The sequence below is a fragment of the Massilia terrae genome, from assembly GCF_024753145.1.
Classification (GTDB): domain Bacteria; phylum Pseudomonadota; class Gammaproteobacteria; order Burkholderiales; family Burkholderiaceae_D; genus Telluria; species Telluria terrae.
The window spans coordinates 390,824-407,403 of the sequence record NZ_JANUGU010000002.1 but is presented as its reverse complement, the minus strand read 5'-3'; the positions used below and the strand labels follow the sequence as shown (position 1 = coordinate 407,403).

At 65.3% G+C, this 16,580-nt stretch carries 19 protein-coding genes and 1 tRNA gene; 9 read left to right on the top strand and 11 right to left on the bottom strand.

All coding sequences use genetic code 11. The features are described 5' to 3' along the window. Nucleotides 1-67: 67 nt before the first annotated feature. Entirely contained in the window at nucleotides 68-853 is a 786-nt protein-coding gene (locus tag NX778_RS09095) for an IclR family transcriptional regulator (protein ID WP_258811406.1), read from the bottom strand. 126 nt (nucleotides 854-979) lie between these two features. Between NX778_RS09095 and NX778_RS09090 the strand changes: the two genes are divergently transcribed. The 7 genes from NX778_RS09090 to NX778_RS09060 all read left to right on the top strand — a co-directional run bounded on the left by NX778_RS09090 (nucleotide 980) and on the right by NX778_RS09060 (nucleotide 7,004). Beyond that, entirely contained in the window at nucleotides 980-1,366 is a 387-nt protein-coding gene (locus NX778_RS09090; RefSeq protein ID WP_258811405.1) for a diacylglycerol kinase, read from the top strand. Between the two features lie 85 nt (nucleotides 1,367-1,451). Beyond that, a complete protein-coding gene (locus tag NX778_RS09085) occupies nucleotides 1,452-2,090 on the top strand; it encodes a peroxiredoxin (protein WP_258811404.1) in 639 nt (212 codons plus the stop codon). A 279-nt stretch (nucleotides 2,091-2,369) separates the two neighbouring features. Next, nucleotides 2,370-3,143, top strand: a complete 774-nt coding sequence (locus NX778_RS09080) for a sulfite exporter TauE/SafE family protein (protein WP_258811403.1) — start codon at nucleotides 2,370-2,372, stop codon at nucleotides 3,141-3,143. Between the two features lie 111 nt (nucleotides 3,144-3,254). Continuing rightward, complete coding sequence (gene cysT / locus NX778_RS09075) at nucleotides 3,255-4,103, top strand: sulfate ABC transporter permease subunit CysT (protein WP_258811402.1); 849 nt, start codon at nucleotides 3,255-3,257, stop codon at nucleotides 4,101-4,103. Next, on the top strand, nucleotides 4,100-4,996 hold the full coding sequence (cysW, locus tag NX778_RS09070; RefSeq protein WP_258811401.1) for a sulfate ABC transporter permease subunit CysW: 897 nt from the start codon (nucleotides 4,100-4,102) through the stop codon (nucleotides 4,994-4,996). Before cysT ends, cysW begins: the two co-directional genes overlap by 4 nt. Nucleotides 4,997-4,998: 2 nt before the next feature. Then, nucleotides 4,999-6,072: a sulfate/molybdate ABC transporter ATP-binding protein gene (locus NX778_RS09065; RefSeq protein WP_258811400.1), complete on the top strand. Its 1,074-nt coding sequence runs from the start codon at nucleotides 4,999-5,001 to the stop codon at nucleotides 6,070-6,072. Continuing rightward, complete coding sequence (locus NX778_RS09060; protein WP_258811399.1) at nucleotides 6,069-7,004, top strand: CysB family HTH-type transcriptional regulator; 936 nt, start codon at nucleotides 6,069-6,071, stop codon at nucleotides 7,002-7,004. Before NX778_RS09065 ends, NX778_RS09060 begins: the two co-directional genes overlap by 4 nt. A 134-nt stretch (nucleotides 7,005-7,138) precedes the next feature. On the opposite strand, the gene NX778_RS09055 is transcribed toward NX778_RS09060, so the two are convergent. From NX778_RS09055 to NX778_RS09035, 5 genes are all read right to left on the bottom strand, one after another. Further along, nucleotides 7,139-8,185, bottom strand: a complete 1,047-nt coding sequence (locus NX778_RS09055; RefSeq protein WP_258811398.1) for an aldo/keto reductase — start codon at nucleotides 8,183-8,185, stop codon at nucleotides 7,139-7,141. A gap of 30 nt (nucleotides 8,186-8,215) precedes the next feature. Continuing rightward, nucleotides 8,216-9,253 (bottom strand): quinone-dependent dihydroorotate dehydrogenase, encoded by a 1,038-nt coding sequence (locus tag NX778_RS09050; RefSeq protein WP_258811397.1) that lies wholly within the window; start codon nucleotides 9,251-9,253, stop codon nucleotides 8,216-8,218. Nucleotides 9,254-9,406: 153 nt separating this feature from the next. Beyond that, nucleotides 9,407-10,135 carry an arginyltransferase gene (locus tag NX778_RS09045; RefSeq protein WP_258811396.1) on the bottom strand — a complete coding sequence of 243 codons (729 nt, stop codon included), beginning with the start codon at nucleotides 10,133-10,135 and terminating at the stop codon, nucleotides 9,407-9,409. A gap of 52 nt (nucleotides 10,136-10,187) precedes the next feature. After that, on the bottom strand, nucleotides 10,188-10,916 hold the full coding sequence (gene aat, locus NX778_RS09040; RefSeq protein ID WP_258811395.1) for a leucyl/phenylalanyl-tRNA--protein transferase: 729 nt from the start codon (nucleotides 10,914-10,916) through the stop codon (nucleotides 10,188-10,190). 3 nt (nucleotides 10,917-10,919) lie between these two features. After that, complete coding sequence (locus NX778_RS09035; RefSeq protein WP_258811394.1) at nucleotides 10,920-11,501, bottom strand: NUDIX hydrolase; 582 nt, start codon at nucleotides 11,499-11,501, stop codon at nucleotides 10,920-10,922. 163 nt (nucleotides 11,502-11,664) lie between these two features. Here NX778_RS09035 and NX778_RS09030 point away from each other — a divergent pair. Next, nucleotides 11,665-11,741 (top strand) — tRNA-Met (locus NX778_RS09030). 48 nt (nucleotides 11,742-11,789) lie between these two features. Here the strand turns inward: NX778_RS09030 and NX778_RS09025 are convergent. After that, nucleotides 11,790-11,993, bottom strand: coding sequence for a hypothetical protein (locus tag NX778_RS09025; RefSeq protein WP_258811393.1), 204 nt, complete (start codon nucleotides 11,991-11,993; stop codon nucleotides 11,790-11,792). Between the two features lie 283 nt (nucleotides 11,994-12,276). Beyond that, nucleotides 12,277-12,978 (bottom strand): hypothetical protein, encoded by a 702-nt coding sequence (locus NX778_RS09020; protein WP_258811392.1) that lies wholly within the window; start codon nucleotides 12,976-12,978, stop codon nucleotides 12,277-12,279. A 252-nt stretch (nucleotides 12,979-13,230) separates the two neighbouring features. On the opposite strand from NX778_RS09020, the gene NX778_RS09015 reads away from it, so the two are divergent. Next, complete coding sequence (locus NX778_RS09015; RefSeq protein ID WP_258811391.1) at nucleotides 13,231-13,644, top strand: T6SS immunity protein Tdi1 domain-containing protein; 414 nt, start codon at nucleotides 13,231-13,233, stop codon at nucleotides 13,642-13,644. Here NX778_RS09015 and NX778_RS09010 read toward each other — a convergent pair whose 3' ends face one another. The 3 genes from NX778_RS09010 to NX778_RS09000 form a co-directional block, all read right to left on the bottom strand. After that, entirely contained in the window at nucleotides 13,645-14,691 is a 1,047-nt protein-coding gene (locus NX778_RS09010; RefSeq protein WP_258811390.1) for a hypothetical protein, read from the bottom strand. Between the two features lie 76 nt (nucleotides 14,692-14,767). After that, nucleotides 14,768-15,637: a DNA-3-methyladenine glycosylase family protein gene (locus tag NX778_RS09005; protein WP_258811389.1), complete on the bottom strand. Its 870-nt coding sequence runs from the start codon at nucleotides 15,635-15,637 to the stop codon at nucleotides 14,768-14,770. Further along, nucleotides 15,638-16,537, bottom strand: a complete 900-nt coding sequence (locus NX778_RS09000; RefSeq protein ID WP_258811388.1) for a DMT family transporter — start codon at nucleotides 16,535-16,537, stop codon at nucleotides 15,638-15,640. Nucleotides 16,538-16,580: the final 43 nt, after the last annotated feature.

Genomic DNA, 16,580 nt, shown 5'->3' with positions numbered 1-16,580 from the left:
CGCCACTGCTCAGGCGTTCCATGGGTTCCCGCCTGCGCGGGAACGACGGTATTCAAGAAGAGGGTGATTAAGCCGCGCTGGCCGGCCGGAATCCCAAGGTCGCCGAAATCTGCGCGGCCGTCGTGACCAAATCTTCCAGCCAGTCTTCCTGCAAGCGATCCGCCGGCGCCGAAATCGACAAGCCCGCGACCAGCTTGCCGCTGTCGTCGTGGATGCCGGCCGCCATGCAGCGCACGCCCAGCTCCAGCTCCTCGTTGTCGCGCGCGTAGCCGCGCGCCCGCACCAGCGACAGCTCTCGTTCGAGCTTGCTCAGGTCGGTGATCGAATTCTTGTTGTGCCCCGCCAGCCCGGTGCGCGTCGCGTAGGCACGAATCGCCTTGGGCTCGTCGACCGACAGGAACAGCTTGCCGGTGGAGGTGAGGTGCAGCGGGCCGCGCCCGCCGATCGCGCGCACCACCTGCATTCCGGAACGCTCCGAGAACGCGCGGTCGATGTAGACGATCTCGTCGCCCTGGCGCACCGACAGGTTGACGGTCTGCTGGGTCTTCTTGTGCAGCGTGCGCATGAAATCGAGCGCCGCCTCGCGGACCGACAAGCGGCTCTTGACCACGTTGCCTAGCTCCAGCAGGCGCATGCCGAGGCGGTAGGTGCCCGGCTCGACCCGGTCGACGAAGCGCGTGACCACCATGTCGTTCAAGATGCGGTGGGCGGTGGAAGGGTGGAGGCCGGAAACCTTCGACAGTTCTTTCAGGCTGACCGGATCCGGATACGCGGCCAAGGCATCCAATAAAGCTACCATCCGCTCGATCACCTGGATCGAAGTCTTGGCCGGTTCAACGGTGTCCATTTTCATGATGTGGTTGGTGCACTGCAGTAAATCCGACTTCTTTATACCATATGACGAAAAGTCATGGCAACGCTTCAGCCAGCAGCGTGGCGCAACAGGCATAATGCTAATGATGCAAAACCGGACCACTTCATGGAAAACCTGACCAGCGAATTCAAGAGCAAGAGCGGCCTGCGCCGCATCCTGTCCGCTTTTTACAACTCGGCCGACGGCTTCAGGGCCGCGTGGCGCCACGAGCATGCGTTCCGCCAGGAGCTCGTCGTGTTCGTGATCGCCACCGCGGTGGCGCTGGCGCTGCCGGTGTCGGCGTTCCAGAAACTGGTGCTGATCGGGGTGCTGGTGCTGGTGCTGATCGTGGAGATCATCAATTCCGCGCTGGAGGCCGTGGTCGACCGCATTTCGCTGGAGCGCCATCCGCTGTCGAAGAACGCCAAGGACCTCGGCAGTGCGGCGGTCGCGCTCGCCATCGGGCTGGCGGCGGTGACCTGGTGCGTGGTTCTCTACAATCGTTATTTCTAGCAGGTCCGCGCCGGGGCGACCCGGCGCACAATGTCCGTCCGTGCTTTTTGGCAGGCGCATTCAAACCAACCGAAGGAGTAGAACCATGACCTTACGTCTGGGCGACACCGCCCCCGATTTCGAACAAGATTCGTCGATTGGCAAGCTGCATTTCTATGACTGGGCGGGCGATTCCTGGGTGGTGCTGTTCTCGCACCCGGCCGACTTCACGCCGGTGTGCACGACCGAGCTGGGCCTGACCGCCAAGCTGAAGCCTGAATTCGACAAGCGCAACGTCAAGGCGATCGCGCTGTCGGTCGACCCGGCCGAGCAGCACCGCAAGTGGATCTCGGACATCGAGGACACGCAGAAGACCGTGGTCGGCTTCCCGATCATCGCGGACCAGGACATGAAAGTGTCGAAGATGTACGACATGATCCACCCGGAGCAGTCCGCAACGGCCACGGTGCGTTCGCTGTTCATCATCGATCCGAAGAAGAAGGTTCGCCTGATCATCACCTACCCGATGAGCACCGGCCGCAATTTCGACGAGGTGCTGCGCGTGATCGACGCCCTGCAGCTGACCGACGGCTACACCGTGGCCACGCCGGGCAACTGGAAGGATGGCGATGACGTGATCATCCCGATGACGGTGCAGGATCCGGAAGAGCTGAAGAAGAAATATCCGAAGGGCTTTACGGCAGCGCGCCCGTACCTGCGCGTGACGCCGCAGCCGAACAAATAATCGGCTTAGCAGAGGCAGCTGCTATAAAGAGAACGTCGTCCTCGCGAAAGCGGGGACCCAATTTTTTTATGCAAACCGCTACGTTTTAGCGTAGTGGCCGCGCAAGCAAAATGGTGTTCCCGCCTCCGCGGGAACGACGTTATCTTTTATTTATCCCTTGCGTCCATGCTTCCGTCGGCGCACACCTCTTCTTTCACAGTCAGCATAAGCAAATGAGTAAGCTGTTGTTTGCTTAACGGCCCCCGCCCCTTACCCTTGACCTCAAACTCAGGGGTAATCATGTCTGTAACCTACGTATTGAGCGGCTTTGCCGTTGGCGTGCTGGTCGGGATGACCGGCGTTGGCGGCGGCTCGCTGATGACGCCGCTGTTGACCTTGCTGTTCGGCGTCGCGCCGTCGGTCGCGGTCGGCACCGACCTGGCCTTCGCCTCGCTCACCAAATCAGTCGGCACCGTCACGCATCGCTCCAAAGGCAATGTTCACTGGGAAATCGTGTTGCGCCTGTGCGCCGGCGCCTTGCCGGCCGCGCTCGTTGCCACCTATGCGCTGCATCGCTTCGGCGCGCTCGATCCCGCCATCGGCCAGGTGATCCGCTATTCGATCGCGGTGTCCGTGCTGCTCACGGTCATCTCGCTGATGTTCCGGTCCCGCCTGCTGGCCTGGGTCCACGCCAGCCCGAACCGCCAACTGCAGGGCAGGGCGTTGACGGTGAGCACGGTGTTGGCCGGCGCGGTGCTGGGCACCCTGGTCACGGTCTCGTCGATTGGCGCCGGCGCCATCGGTGCGACCTTGCTGCTGATGCTGTATCCGCGCCTGTCGCCCGCGGAGATCGCCGGCACCGACATCGCCTACGCCGTGCCCCTGACCGCGATCGCCGCCGCCGGCCACTGGTGGCTGGGCTCGATCAACTGGGCGCTGCTGGCCACCTTGCTGGTCGGCTCGGTGCCCGGCATCACCCTCGGCTCCTGGCTGGCGCGCGCGGTGCCGGAGCGCATCGCCCGCGGCGTGCTGGCCGTCACCCTGACCGGCGTCGCCGCCAAGCTGATCTATTGAAGCTTGGCTAAATGACCTTCTCTTCTATGCAAATGAAGATTGCTTCGTTTGCCTCATGACTTGCACGTGCGAATATGGAGCCCTATTAGAAGAAATTGTAATAAGGCCTCCATGTCCTCTTTCCTAAAGCCACGCGGCGCGCCGGGCAGGGTCATTCCCGGATTCGGGCTGACGCTGGGCTTCACGCTGTTCTACCTCGCCCTCATCGTGCTGGTGCCGATGTCGGCAATCTTCCTCAAGACCTTCACGATGTCGTGGCACGCGTTCTGGACCACGGTCACGTCGGAGCGGGTGATGGCCTCCTATCGGCTCAGCTTTGGCGCCTCGCTGATCGCCGCCGTCCTCAACGTCGTGTTCGGCTTCATCGTCGCGTGGGTGCTGGTGCGCTACCGCTTCCCCGGCAAACGCCTGATCGACGCGCTGGTCGACCTGCCGTTCGCGCTGCCTACCGCGGTGGCCGGCATCACGCTCACCGCCCTGTATTCCGCCAATGGCTGGATCGGCCAGTACCTGACCCGCTTCGGCCTGAAGGTCGCGTTCACGCCGCTGGGCGTGGTCGTCGCGCTGACCTTCATCGGCCTGCCTTTCGTGGTGCGCACGGTGCAGCCGGTGCTGGAGGAATCCGAGCGCGAGCTGGAGGAAGCCGCCGCCAGCCTGGGCGCGTCGCCGCTGCAGACCTTCGTGCGCGTGATCCTGCCCTCGATCCTGCCGGCGCTGCTGACCGGCTTCGCCCTGGCCTTCGCGCGCGCGACCGGTGAATACGGCTCGGTGATCTTCATCGCGGGGAATATCCCGCTGGTGTCGGAGATCACGCCGCTGTTCATCGTCACCAAGCTGGAACAGTACGACTACACCGGCGCCACCGCGATCGCGGTCGTGATGCTGGTCGCGTCCTTCGTGCTGCTCCTCGCGATCAACCTGCTGCAGGCGTGGACGCGCAAACGGGCGGGCAAGAAATGAGCGCGGTCCTCGACAACAAACCCGCTGTCGCCCACGCGCCGGCGCGCCAGGCATCGATCAGCCATCTCGAACCGGCCTGGGTGCGTTATGTGCTGATCACGGTCGCCCTCGCGTTCCTGACGCTGTTCCTGTTCGTGCCGTTGGCTGCCGTGTTCACCGAGGCGCTGAAGAACGGCTGGCACACTTATGTCGAAGCGATCCTGGACGCCGACGCGCTGTCGGCCATCAAGCTCACGCTGATCGCGGCAGTGATCGCGGTGCCGCTGAATCTCGTGTTCGGCGTGGCCGCGTCGTGGGCGATCGCCAAGTTCGAATTCCGCGGCAAGAGCGTGCTGCTCACGCTGATCGACCTGCCGTTCTCGGTGTCGCCGGTGATCGCGGGCCTGATGTACGTGCTGGTGTTCGGCGCGCAGGGCTGGCTCGGGCCCTGGCTGTCCGACCACGACATCAAGATCCTGTTCGCCGTGCCCGGCATTGTGCTGGCGACTGTGTTCATCACCTTCCCGTTTGTCGCGCGCGAGCTGGTGCCGCTGATGCAGGCGCAGGGCTCGGAAGAGGAGGAGGCCGCGCTGGTGCTGGGCGCATCCGGCTGGGCCACCTTCCGCAAGGTGACGCTCCCGAACATCAAATGGGGACTGCTGTACGGCGTCATCCTGTGCAATGCGCGCGCGATGGGCGAGTTCGGCGCGGTGTCGGTGGTGTCGGGCCATATCCGCGGCGAGACCAACACCATGCCGCTGCAGGTCGAGATCCTCTACAACGAATATAACTTCACCGCCGCGTTCGCGATCGCGTCGCTGCTGGCGCTGCTCGCGCTGGTGACGCTGGCGGTCAAGTCCTTCATCGAATGGCGCCTGCACCAGTCACGCCAGCCGGGAACCACGGAGCACTGATCATGACGATCGAAGTCAAGAATATCCACAAGCAGTTCGGCGCGTTCACCGCGCTGGACAACGTGTCGCTGCAGTTCCCGGACGGGCAGCTGACTGCGCTGCTCGGGCCTTCCGGCTGCGGCAAGACCACGCTGCTGCGCATTATCGCGGGCCTGGAGTTTCCGGATTCGGGCAGCGTGCTGCTGGACGGCGATGACGCCTCGCGTCGCCACGTGCGCGAGCGCCAGGTCGGCTTCGTGTTCCAGCACTACGCGCTGTTCAAGCACATGACGGTGTTCGAGAACGTCGCCTTCGGCCTGCGCGTGAAGCCGCGCGGCGAGCGGCCGTCGGAGCAGCAGATCCGCGAGAAGGTGATGCGCCTGCTGGAGCTGGTGCAGCTGGACTGGATCGCCGACCGCTATCCGCCGCAGCTGTCGGGCGGCCAGCGGCAGCGTATCGCACTGGCGCGCGCGTTGGCGGTGGAGCCGCGCGTGCTGCTGCTGGACGAGCCCTTCGGCGCGCTTGACGCCAAGGTGCGCAAGGAACTGCGGCGCTGGCTGCGGCGCCTGCACGACGAGCTGCACGTGACATCGATCTTCGTTACGCACGACCAGGAAGAGGCGCTGGAAGTGGCGGACCAGGTGGTCCTGATGAACAAGGGCCACATCGAGCAGATCGGCACGCCGGACCAGGTGTACAACCATCCGGCTTCGCCCTTCGTGTACGGCTTCCTCGGCAACGTCAACCTGTTCCACGGACGCGTGAACGAAGGCGTGCTGGCCAGCGGCGGCGTCGAGCTGGATGTGCCGCAGCACGCGGACGTGCGCGATTCGCAGGCGGTGGGCTATGTGCGGCCGCACGATCTCGAAGTGGACCGCTATGCGCCTGGCGCCGAGGGCATCGTGGTCAAGCTGCGGCGTGCGCATGCGATCGGGCCGCTGGCCCAGCTGGACCTGGAGCGCGTCGACAATGCGGAGCTGATCGAGGCGGTGATGTCGAATGACCGCTTCGGCAAGCTGGCGCCAAAGGAAGGCGAGACGCTGGTGGTGCGGCCGCGCCGCATGCATGTATTCGTGGACGAGGGCAGCGGCATATGAACTTCCAGCAGTTGCGCTCCGTGCGCGAAGCAGTGCGTCGAGGCTTTAATTTGACCGAGGTGGCGAATGCGCTCTTCACTTCGCAGCCCGGTGTGTCGCGCCAGATCCGCGAGCTCGAGGACGAGCTGGGCGTGGTCATCTTCGAACGCAACGGCAAGCGGCTGACCGGGCTCACCGATCCCGGCAAGGGCATCCTCAAGATCGTCGAGCGCTTGTTGGTCGAGGCGGAGAACCTGCGCCAGGCCAGCCAGGAATATGCGACCCAGGACAGCGGCACCTTGCGCGTCGCGGTGACGCACACGCAGGCGCGCTACGTGCTGCCGGAAGCGGTGCAGGCCTTCCGCGAAGCCTTCCCGAATGTGCGCATCGCCTTGCAGCAGAGCGCGCCGGAGCATATCGCGGAGTGGGTGCTGTCGGGGCGGGCGGATATCGGGATTGCGACCGAAGGCCTGGCGGCGTTTCCGGAGCTGGTGTCGTTTCCCTGCTATCGCTGGAGCCACCTGGTCGTGGTGCCGGACGGGCATCCGCTGCTGTCGAAGACGCCGCTGCGCATCGAGGACCTGGCGGCGCATCCGCTGATTACCTACGACGTCGGCTATACGGGCCGCGGGCATGTGGATGCGGCGTTTGTCGAAGCCGGGCTGTCGCCGGACATCGTGCTGACGGCGATGGATTCGGACGTGATCAAGCAGTACGTCGCGCTGGGGATGGGCGTGGGGATCGTGGCGCAGATGGCCTTCGATCATGGGCGCGACAAGGGCCTGCGCGCGATTGGGGCGTCGCACCTGTTCGCGCCGAACGTGACGCGGCTGGCGCTAAGGCGCGGGGCGTACCTGCGCAGCTATGCGTATCACTTCATCGAGCGCTTTGCGCCGGGGGTGACGCGGGGGGATATCGAGAAGGCCTTGATGCCGATGGGGGAGGCGGCGTAGGCGCCACGCGCCGTTAGCACGTCGTCCCGGCGAAGGCCGGGACCCATGCTGAGTCTGCAGGCACGAGGCGACCGCGCCACAACTCAAGCTGTCCATGGGTCCCGGCCTTCGCCGGGACGACGGCGGATAAACGCTTACTGGCCTGGGTTGGTGTACCTCGCATGAATCGCATCGATCGCGGCCACCACCTCCGGCGACAGGCTCACCTGCTCCGCATCGATGTTCTCCTTCAGCTGCGCGAGATTGGTCGCGCCGATGATGGTCGAGGCCACGAACCAGCGCGAATAGCACCAGGCCAGCGCCATCTGCGCCGGCGTCATGCCGTTGGCGCGTGCCAGCGCCGCGTACTCCTTGGTCGCCTCGATCACCGCGGGCCGCAGGTAGCGCGGGCTCCAGGTCGGCGGGAAGATCGTCAGCCTGCCCACCGCCTTCGGATCGTCGATGTACTTGGCCGACAGCTGCCCGAACGCCAGCGGGCTGTACGCCAGCAGGCTCACGTCCTCGCGGTAGCAGACCTCGTCCAGCAGCGTCGACTCGAACGCGCGCGCGGTCAGGTTGTACAGGTTCTGGATGGTGGCGATGCGCGGCAGGCCCTTGGCTTCGCTCTGCTTGATGAATTCGCACACGCCCCACGGGCTCTCGTTCGACACGCCGACGTGGCGGATCTTGCCCGCCTTGACCATCTCGTCCAGCGCTGCCAGCGTTTGCTCGACCGCGACGTGCTGCCGCTCCTTCTGCGGATCGAAGCTGTTGGCGCCGAAGATCGGCACGTTCCGGCTCGGCCAGTGCAGCTGGTACAGGTCGATGTAGTCGGTCTGCAGGCGGCGCAGGCTGTCGTCGACGGCCTGGCGGATATTGGCGGCGTCATGGTTGTGCTCCGCGCCGCGCACCCAGTTGATCGCCGGGTTCGGTCCCGCGATCTTCGAGGCGATCACGATGTCGCTGCGCTTGCCGCTCTTTTTCAGCCAGCTGCCGATGAAGCGCTCGGTGGCGCCTTGGGTGTCCGGATGCGGCGGCACCGGGTACATCTCGGCGGTGTCGATGAAGTTGATGCCGCGTTCGATCGCGTAATCGAGCTGGCTGTGGGCGTCGGTTTCGGTGTTCTGCTGGCCGAAGGTCATCGTGCCGAGGCAGACGCGGGTCACGTGCAGGTCGGTCCTGCCGAGACGGTTCTTTTGCATGCTGTGCTCCTTGTGGTTCAGGCCTCGAATTCAGCCTTTTATTGCGGCGGCGGCGTCGAGGATCAGCGCAGGGCCGGCGTAAATCAGGCCGCTGTACAGCTGCACCAGCGCGGCGCCGGCGTCGATCTTGGCTTTGGCGTCGCGGCCGTTCATGATGCCGCCGACACCGATGATGGGAATGGTGTCGCCCAGCTCCTGCTTCAGCGCGCGCACCACGATGTTCGACAGTTCGCGCACCGGCGCGCCCGACAGGCCGCCGGTTTCTTCGCCATGCGCCATGCCCTTGACGGCGTCGCGCGAGAGCGTGGTGTTGGTGGCGATGACGCCGTCGATCTTGTGGCGCAGGAGCGCGTCGGCGATATTGCGGGTCTGGTCAAGGTCGATATCCGGCGCGATCTTCAGCGTGATCGGCACATAGCGCCCGTGCTGGTCGGCGAGGCGCGCTTGCTCGCTCTTGAGCTGGGAGAGCAGGGCATCCAGTTCGGATGCGCCTTGCAGCTGGCGCAGGTTCTTGGTGTTCGGCGACGAGATGTTGACCGTGACGTAGCTGGCGTAGGGGTAGACCTTGCGCAGGCAGGTCAGGTAGTCGTCGACGGCGCGCTCGATCGGGGTGTCGGCGTTCTTGCCGATGTTCAGGCCCAGCACGCCGCGCTTCTCCTGGTAGAAGCGCGAGGCCTGCACGTTGGCGACGAAGGCGTCGACGCCGCCGTTGTTGAAGCCCATCCGGTTGATGATGCCTTGCGCCGGCGGCAGGCGGAACATGCGCGGACGCGGGTTGCCGGGCTGGCCGCGCGGGGTCACGGTGCCGACCTCGATGAAGCCGAAGCCCAGCGCGGCCAGGCCGTCGATGTAGGCGCCATCCTTGTCCAGGCCCGCGGCCAGGCCGACCGGGTTGGGGAAGGTGATGCCCATGACGGTGCGCGGGTCCGGGGCGGGACGCGCGTGGTGGCGCAGCAGTCCCAGCGCCTCGGCGCGGCGCAGCGCGGGCAGGGTGAAGTTATGGGCTGTTTCGGGATCGAGGGAGAACAGCAGCGGACGGGCGAGGGAATAGAGGAGTTTGTCGGACATGGGCGGCTCGGGAAGGATGGCCGGTATTGTAACTTGCGCGGCGGGCGGAGGTGGCGCAGCGTGTGCGTGACGCTACCGCCCTGACATAGAGAGAACGTCGTTGCCGCCTGCGCGGGAACGACGTTCCCTGTGTTCTCTTGTTAGTCGACGCTTTCAGCGATCGAGGACGTCCCACACCCCGTCGATGCGCGCTTCCAGCGGGCGGAAGTTGATCTTGTAGGCCATCTTGGGACTCTGCTCGATCCAGTAGCCGAGGTAGACGTAGGGCAGGCCCAGTTCGTGCGCCTGGTCGATCTGCCACATGACGTTGTAGGTGCCGTAGGAGGCGCCCGGCACGTCGGGGTCGAAGAAGGTGTAGACCGAGGACAGGCCGTCTGACAGCACGTCGATGATCGACACCATGCGCAGCGTGCCGTCCGGCTCGCGGAACTCCACCAGCCGCGTGTTCACCCGGCTTTGCAGCAGGAACTGGGCGTACTGGTCGCGGCTGTCCTGGTCCATGCCGCCGCCGGCATGGCGCGTGGTCTGGTAGCGCAGGTAGAGCGCGTAGTGCTCGTCCGAGAACGACAGGTTGGCGACCATGGCGACCAGGTCGGCATGGCGCTTCCAGGCGCGGCGCTGGCCGCGGCTGGGCGAAAAATCCGCCGTGCGCACGCGCACCGGGATGCAGGCGCGGCAGCCGTCGCAGTAGGGCCGGTAGGTGAAGATGCCGCTGCGGCGAAAGCCGTTCTTGACGAGCTCCGAATAGACGTCGGCGTTGATCAGGTGCGAGGGAGTGGCGACCTGCGAGCGCGCCTGGCGCGAGTCGAGATAGCTGCACGGGTAGGGCGCCGTGGTGTAGAACTGCAGCGTCGAAAAAGGCAGGTCGTTAAGGTGCGTCATGCAAAGCTCTCGGTCCGGCGTTTCTGCTCATTCTAGCGAAAGATTGTAATTCTCAGCGTTCGGGTGGCAGCGGCGGCGCCACCACCCAGTCGACGATGGCCGGCTCCCGGATCGCGGCGCGCAGGTGCTCCAGGAAGCGCGCGCGCGGGATCGGCGCGGCGCCCAGCGAGGCCAGGTGCGAGGTCTCCTGCTGGCAGTCGATCAGCTCCACGCCGTGCCCGCGCAGGAAGGCGACGAGGTAGGCCAGCGCCACCTTGGACGCGTCCGACACGCGCGCGAACATCGACTCGCCGTAGAACATGCGGCCGATGCACACGCCGTAGGCGCCGCCCACCAGTTCGCCATCGAGCCAGACTTCCGCCGAGTGCGCATAGCCCAGCTGGTGCAGGCCGGTGTAGCCGGCGATGATGTCTTCCGAGATCCAGGTGCCCGGACCGTCGCGGCGCGGGGCGGCGCAGGCGCGCATTACGGATTCGAAGGCGGTGTCGAAGCGCACGTCCCAGCGGCCGCCCTCCAGCCGGCTGCGCTCGATCCGGCGCAGGGTCTTGCGCAGGCTGTCGCTGACCTTGAAGCGCGCGGTGTGCAAGACCATGCGCGGGTCGGTGCTCCACCACAGGATCGGCTGGCCCTCTGAAAACCATGGAAAGATTCCATTCTGGTAGGCAAGTAACAGGCGCGCCGCCGAGAGGTCGGCGCCGGCCGCGAGCAGGCCCGGCGCGTCGATGGTCAATGCCTCGGACACGTCCGGAAACGGCGTATTCGTCTCGAGCCAGGGAATCATGGATCAGCCGGGGCTGCTTGCAGCGCGCATCGGGCGCATGATGTCGCGACTGTGGAAACCGTAGTTGCCGCCCTCACGCACTTTGACGCGGTCGGCAAAGAACAGTTCCAGCGTCGTGCGGATGGTCGGGAAGGCGAGCTCGTCCCAAGGGATGTCGCGCTCGGAAAACAGCCGCACGTCCAGGCTTTCGATGCCGGGAGCAAAGTCAAGGTCGACCAGGCGGGCCAGGTAGAACATGTGGACCTGGTGCACGTGGACCACGTTGAGCAAGGTGAACAGTTCGCCAATCTCGATATGGGCGCCGGCTTCTTCCTCGGTTTCGCGCACGGCGGCCTCGGCCGTTGTTTCCTCGTTTTCCATGAAGCCGGCCGGCAGCGTCCAGTAGCCGTAGCGCGGCTCGATTGCCCGTTTGCATAGCAGCACTTTCAATTCGCCGTCCTGCTCCCAGACGGGAATGGAGCCGATCACCAGCTTTGGGTTCTGGTAATGAATTGCATCGCAATGCGTGCACACGTAGCGCGGCCGGTTGTCGCCTTCGGGAATGGCCAGCGCGACCGGATGGGCGCACTCGGAACAAAATTTCATAGATAGCGCGAGAAATGGTATTGCGCTACTTTACACCGATTGCGGGCGCCGCGGCGGCTGGGCTGGAAGCGTCTAAAAACGTCCTGATCTGCTGCAATCGCACATCGGCTGGAGATTGAGTTTGCCTAAACTGGCCAGGGGGCGTATAATGCAAAGCATCAGACGCGGGGTGGAGCAGTCTGGCAGCTCGTCGGGCTCATAACCCGAAGGTCACAGGTTCAAATCCTGTCCCCGCAACCAAATTCAAAACGCCGCCGGCGCTGGAAACAGCCCGGCGGCGTTGTCGTTTCAGCCCGCGCGCCATGCAGTATTTCCGTCAGGAACGTGTGCGGGGCCGAGCGGCAGCACGGCCGCATTGACATCGTCGCGCTGCTGTCCTTGCTGCGGGGGCGTCGACTGGGTGTTGCCGCGCGTGCCCGATGTGCCGTAGCCCATCGAGGAGCAGCCGGCCAGCAGGACGGCGGCGAGCAAGGCGGGTGTTCGGATATTCATTGGCGTGTTCCTCCCGAAATTGGTGCGGGCGCGCCAGGTGCGCCCATCGATCCACCATAGCCGCGACACCCCGCGCGCCGACATTGGACCTTGGTCGCGCGGGGACCGCCAGGCGGCCATAGGGCTCGCCTTCAGCTTTGTGAAGCGATGGGATGCGTAGGTGGCGCGTGCGCCCTCCGTTTGGCGGCAGCTTCCTGCCGCTACTCCTTTTGAGAGCGCACGCTCATGTTCGTTGCAGCCGCGGCGCTGAGCAGTATCAAATCATCCTGCCGCGCGCGGTGTCTTATTGACTGTTGCTTCCCACTACGTAACCACGGCTGCTCATGCACCGCGAAAACGCCCGGTTGTAATCCTCGGCGCTGTCGGCCATGGCCATGGGGTTGCCGCTGGAGCCAGTGGACCCGGAAGCGGAGGCGCCCATCGAGGAGCTGCCGGTGCTGCCGGCCGTCGATGCGCCGCTGGCCCAATTGCTGTTCGACGTCGCCGTGCCGGTTTGCGGCGTTCCGGCAGTGGCCATCTGCGCATTGCTGGAATTGACCGTCTGCCCGGTGCCGGTTTGCATCTGTGCGCTGCCGGAGGCCGTCATTTCGCCGCTGCTGGTGTTGCCCATCTGTCCAGTGCCAGAGTTGCTCATTTGACCAGTGGCCGTGCTGCCCATCTGCTGGCCGGCGCCCATGTCGCCGGTGCCGGCCGCGGTGGTTCCGGCGGCGGAGGCGCCCATCGCCGTACTCGGCGCTTCGATTGGCGTGCTAGTGATACCCTTTCCAGGCTGGAGTGGCGTCGCGTTGGCGGCGATGGCGATGGGATCCACGCCGGTTTCCTTGCGCGCCATGGTGTTGCAGTGCTCGCTGTCGCGGGATTGCTGGGCCTGGCTTTGGTGCCGGCTGGCCTGGACGCTCGGGGATTGCATTTGTGGATGTGCAAAGCCATCGCTTGCGACGATCAAGGTGGCGGCGGCCAGCACGATGTTGATTTGGTGTTTCATCAGCGCTCTCCTATTCGATGGCGGACTCAAGTCCGCATTTGTTTGATTTTAGTCAGGAGACACCTGCGCACAATTGGATTTTGGCCCTAGTTCTTTCAGAAGCAGCGCATTTATAGACGCGAGGAATCGCTTTCGCTGCTCGATTTGTATCAATGCCCGTGCGGGCCAGCGCGACAGTCGCGCGGCGGCGCGGTCAAAGAGTTCGCTGTGGCCGCTTGCGGCCCGGGTTTTCATGGATGCGGAGCAATTTCGATGATTACAGTTGACGAAATTAACGAGGCATGGGGTTGGTGCGGACTGACCGCTGTAGAAGTGCTGGGTGAAAACGACTTCGGCAACCTGATCATCCTGGACGAGGATGGCAGATATTGGCGGCTGCGCCCGCAAGACCTGTGCTGCGAGCCATTGGCGGAAGACCAGGCCTCCTTCGATGCGCTGGCCTACAACCAGGCTTTCCTGAACGACTGGTACATGCCGGAGGTGGTGCACCTGGCCGAGACCACACTGGGCCCGCTGAAGGATGGGCGCAAGTATTGCCTCAAGATTCCCAGCGCGCTGGGCGGCCACTACGGGCGGGACAACCTGGCCACGGTGCCGCTGTCCGAGTTGATCCGCTTTTCGGGGGAGGGCGCGCAGCAGTTCGACGGTTTGCCGCGCTGGGACTGATTAGCGGGCCTCGTGCTGGCCGGCGCCGAAGGCCGTCAGCAGGCCGAGGTGGAACAGGTCGCGGTCATTGGATTCCTGGAAGCTCTTCACCCGATGAAAGGCGAAGAAGACCTTGCTGCGGTCGGAGAGCGCGCGTTCGAACTGCAGTGAAATCAGGCCATGGGTGCCGGTGCGGTTGTTGTCGCGCCGGTTCTCGGCAATATAGGGACCGATGCCGGCCTGTGCCGACCACGCCTTGGTAAGCGGCTGCACGAACCAGAACTGCGCCGCCATGCCGCGCCGGTCGACGCGCGTCTTGTCGTCGCCTTCGAAGATGGCGCTGAAGGACAGCGCCCACTTGCCGCCGTACTGCTTGGTTTCCAGGATGCCGCCGTTGGAATCGCGGGTGCCGGACTGGCTGGTATAGGCGCGCCCGTACGATCCGCCCAGCCACAGCTTGCTGCGCGCGAGATCGGTTTCGGGAAAGGGCGGGACATCGGTGAAGTGGCGGCCGATGCCGACCATCAGCGCGTCCGAATGGAACACGCCGCGCGGCGCCGCGTGGTTGTAGCCCAGGCGGAGGTGGGCGCCGGGCATCCACCAGCCCAGGTCGCAGCGCAGCGCCGCGCTGTACAGCATGCCGCGCCGGGCCTGGTCGATCTGCACGCCGCCAAGCGTGGTCGTGTTCATCGAGGTGTAGGGCCCGGCCGACAGTTCCGCCGTCAAGGCCTCGCCGAAGCGGCGGGCGTAGCTCAGCTGGAGGGCGAAGCCGTCGCGGTGGTTGTTGTCCGGGTGGCCTTCGTTGTAGTAGACGAAATCGATGCGGGCGGTCGCCGCGCCTTCGAGGCTGCCTTCGCCCACGAGGCGCGGATTGAGATCGCGGCCGATGCGCGACTCGAAGGCGCGCCAGCGCATATTGCGGTAGCCGACGGCCCCGGGTCCGTCAATGCTGCCGTTGCCGAAGCCGGCCGAGAAATAGGCGCCGCGCGGACTGTCGGCGATCAGTTGGGCCTGCGCCGGGCTGATGCTTGCTAGCGAGGCGAGCAGAAGGAGCCGAAGAAGTTTCATCGTGGATTTTTCTCATGGGCCGGACCGAGAAAGTATCCCGACGAAGCGCGGACGCGGGTTTGCGCTAGAACAAACTTCAGCCCGCGGGCTGGTTCAGGCTGGCCCAGAGGTATGCAGCGGCCATCGTGCGGTGCGGGCGGTAGTCTTCCAGCAGCGCTTCGGTGTGGGCGATGGACGGCTTGTCCGCTTCGCCCAGCAGGCGCTGGAAGGCGGCGCGGATCGCGACGTCGCCGTGCAACGAGCAGTCCGGATAGCCGTAACCGCGCAGCAGCGTGTAGTTCACGGTCCAGGGGCCGATGCCTTTCACCGCCAGCAGCTGGCCGGCGGCGTGGGCCGGATCGTCATCGTGGGCGAGTACGAGTTCACCGTCGTCGACCAGGCGCGCCACGCGCAGCAGGGTTTCCGCTTTCGCGCGCGAGAACTTGCGGGTGGTGAGCTCATCGAGCTCAAGCCGCGCGACATCGGCCGCGTCCGGATAGCACCACATGCCGGATTCATGGCGGCGCGCGCCGAGCTGGATGAAGGTGCGGCGCAGCGCGATCGCGAACGGCAGGTTGATCTGCTGGCCGATGATGGCCCAGGTCAGGGCCTCGAACACGGTGGCCGATTGCACGATGCGCAGTCCCGGCTGGCGCTGGATCACGGGGCCGAGCAGGTCGTCGCCGCCAAACGCGGCCATGAAGGGCGCGGGATCGATGCGCAGGCCGAGGATGCTGTCCAACGCTTCGCGCGCATGGGCGGGCATGGTGGCGGAGTCGATGGTGCAGCGGGCCTCCCTGGTATCGATCGCGACGTCCAGCAGCACCGGCACCCCATCGAGCATGACCGCCTTGCGGATGCGGCCCGGCGTGACCACTTCCGCCACACCCTCGGCGTCGCGGCTGTGGAAAGCGAATACCCCGGCGCTGCGGTAGCCCTCCGGCAGCGCGATCTCCAGACGATGCATCTACTTCGCCGCGACCGCCGGTGCGCGGCCGAAGCGCGGCACGAAGCCGGTGACCAGCGCGGTCCCGCACAGCACGATGGCGGTGCCGACCACCGTGTACCAGCCGACCACCTCGCCGAGGAACAGCGCGCCCCACAGGATGCCGAACACCGGGTTGAGGAAGGTGACGGTGAGCGCGGAAGTCGGGCCGATCTCGTCGATCAGGCGGAAATAAATCAGGTAGGCGATGCCGCTGCACAGGATGCCGATCGCGACCACACTGCCGACCACCGGCAGGGTCGCCGGCCCGTGCTGCGGGAAGAAGGGCAGCACGGGCAGCACCAGCAGCGCGGAGGCCCACATCGACCCGTGCGCGTTGGCGAAGGCGGGAACACTTTTCGCCGATCGCGCATAGGTGCTGGCGACGCTGTAGCAGAAAGCAGCGACCAGTGCCGCGACCACCGCCAGCCCGGCGCCCGGTTGCGCGGTGATGCTGTCGAAGCCGACCAGCACGGCCACGCCGACGGTGCCCAGCACAAGTCCGGCGAAGGTGCTTGCCTTGATCGGCTGGCGCTTCCATACCAGGCCGACGAGCGCGCCCCACATCGGTGCGGTCGCGTTCAGCACCGACTCCACCGACGCGGACAGGAACTGGGCGCCGTAGGCAAACAGCAGGAAGGGCAGGGCCGAATTGAAGAAGCCGAGGATCAGGTAGTGCTTCCAGTGTTCGCGCAGGTTCAGCGGGGCGGCGCGCTTGCGCAGGACCAGGCCGACCAGCATCAGGAAGATCGCGGCGAGCAGCACGCGGAACTCGATCAGCACGGCGGGGCCGAGCACGGGCGCGCTGATGCGCATGAACAGGAAGGAGCCGCCCCAGATGGCGGCGAGCGTGACGAGACGGAGCAGGTTGGCGGTGTTCATGGTGGAGCGGAAGTGGTGGCGGACCAGATTGTCGCAGGGGGCT

What these genes read in the sequence shown, in the direction of transcription:
- NX778_RS09095 (WP_258811406.1), bottom strand. Translation starts at nt 853, where the DNA reads ATGAAAATGGACACCGTTGAACCGGCCAAGACTTCGATCCAGGTGATC.
- NX778_RS09025 (WP_258811393.1), bottom strand. Translation starts at nt 11,993, where the DNA reads ATGAATATCCGAACACCCGCCTTGCTCGCCGCCGTCCTGCTGGCCGGC.
- aat (WP_258811395.1), bottom strand. Translation starts at nt 10,916, where the DNA reads ATGATTCCCTGGCTCGAGACGAATACGCCGTTTCCGGACGTGTCCGAG.
- NX778_RS09080 (WP_258811403.1), top strand. Translation starts at nt 2,370, where the DNA reads ATGTCTGTAACCTACGTATTGAGCGGCTTTGCCGTTGGCGTGCTGGTC.
- NX778_RS09045 (WP_258811396.1), bottom strand. Translation starts at nt 10,135, where the DNA reads ATGACGCACCTTAACGACCTGCCTTTTTCGACGCTGCAGTTCTACACC.
- NX778_RS09015 (WP_258811391.1), top strand. Translation starts at nt 13,231, where the DNA reads ATGATTACAGTTGACGAAATTAACGAGGCATGGGGTTGGTGCGGACTG.
- NX778_RS09020 (WP_258811392.1), bottom strand. Translation starts at nt 12,978, where the DNA reads ATGAAACACCAAATCAACATCGTGCTGGCCGCCGCCACCTTGATCGTC.
- cysW (WP_258811401.1), top strand. Translation starts at nt 4,100, where the DNA reads ATGAGCGCGGTCCTCGACAACAAACCCGCTGTCGCCCACGCGCCGGCG.
- NX778_RS09055 (WP_258811398.1), bottom strand. Translation starts at nt 8,185, where the DNA reads ATGCAAAAGAACCGTCTCGGCAGGACCGACCTGCACGTGACCCGCGTC.
- NX778_RS09085 (WP_258811404.1), top strand. Translation starts at nt 1,452, where the DNA reads ATGACCTTACGTCTGGGCGACACCGCCCCCGATTTCGAACAAGATTCG.
- NX778_RS09065 (WP_258811400.1), top strand. Translation starts at nt 4,999, where the DNA reads ATGACGATCGAAGTCAAGAATATCCACAAGCAGTTCGGCGCGTTCACC.
- NX778_RS09000 (WP_258811388.1), bottom strand. Translation starts at nt 16,537, where the DNA reads ATGAACACCGCCAACCTGCTCCGTCTCGTCACGCTCGCCGCCATCTGG.
- NX778_RS09010 (WP_258811390.1), bottom strand. Translation starts at nt 14,691, where the DNA reads ATGAAACTTCTTCGGCTCCTTCTGCTCGCCTCGCTAGCAAGCATCAGC.
- NX778_RS09050 (WP_258811397.1), bottom strand. Translation starts at nt 9,253, where the DNA reads ATGTCCGACAAACTCCTCTATTCCCTCGCCCGTCCGCTGCTGTTCTCC.
- NX778_RS09005 (WP_258811389.1), bottom strand. Translation starts at nt 15,637, where the DNA reads ATGCATCGTCTGGAGATCGCGCTGCCGGAGGGCTACCGCAGCGCCGGG.
- NX778_RS09090 (WP_258811405.1), top strand. Translation starts at nt 980, where the DNA reads ATGGAAAACCTGACCAGCGAATTCAAGAGCAAGAGCGGCCTGCGCCGC.
- NX778_RS09035 (WP_258811394.1), bottom strand. Translation starts at nt 11,501, where the DNA reads ATGAAATTTTGTTCCGAGTGCGCCCATCCGGTCGCGCTGGCCATTCCC.
- cysT (WP_258811402.1), top strand. Translation starts at nt 3,255, where the DNA reads ATGTCCTCTTTCCTAAAGCCACGCGGCGCGCCGGGCAGGGTCATTCCC.
- NX778_RS09060 (WP_258811399.1), top strand. Translation starts at nt 6,069, where the DNA reads ATGAACTTCCAGCAGTTGCGCTCCGTGCGCGAAGCAGTGCGTCGAGGC.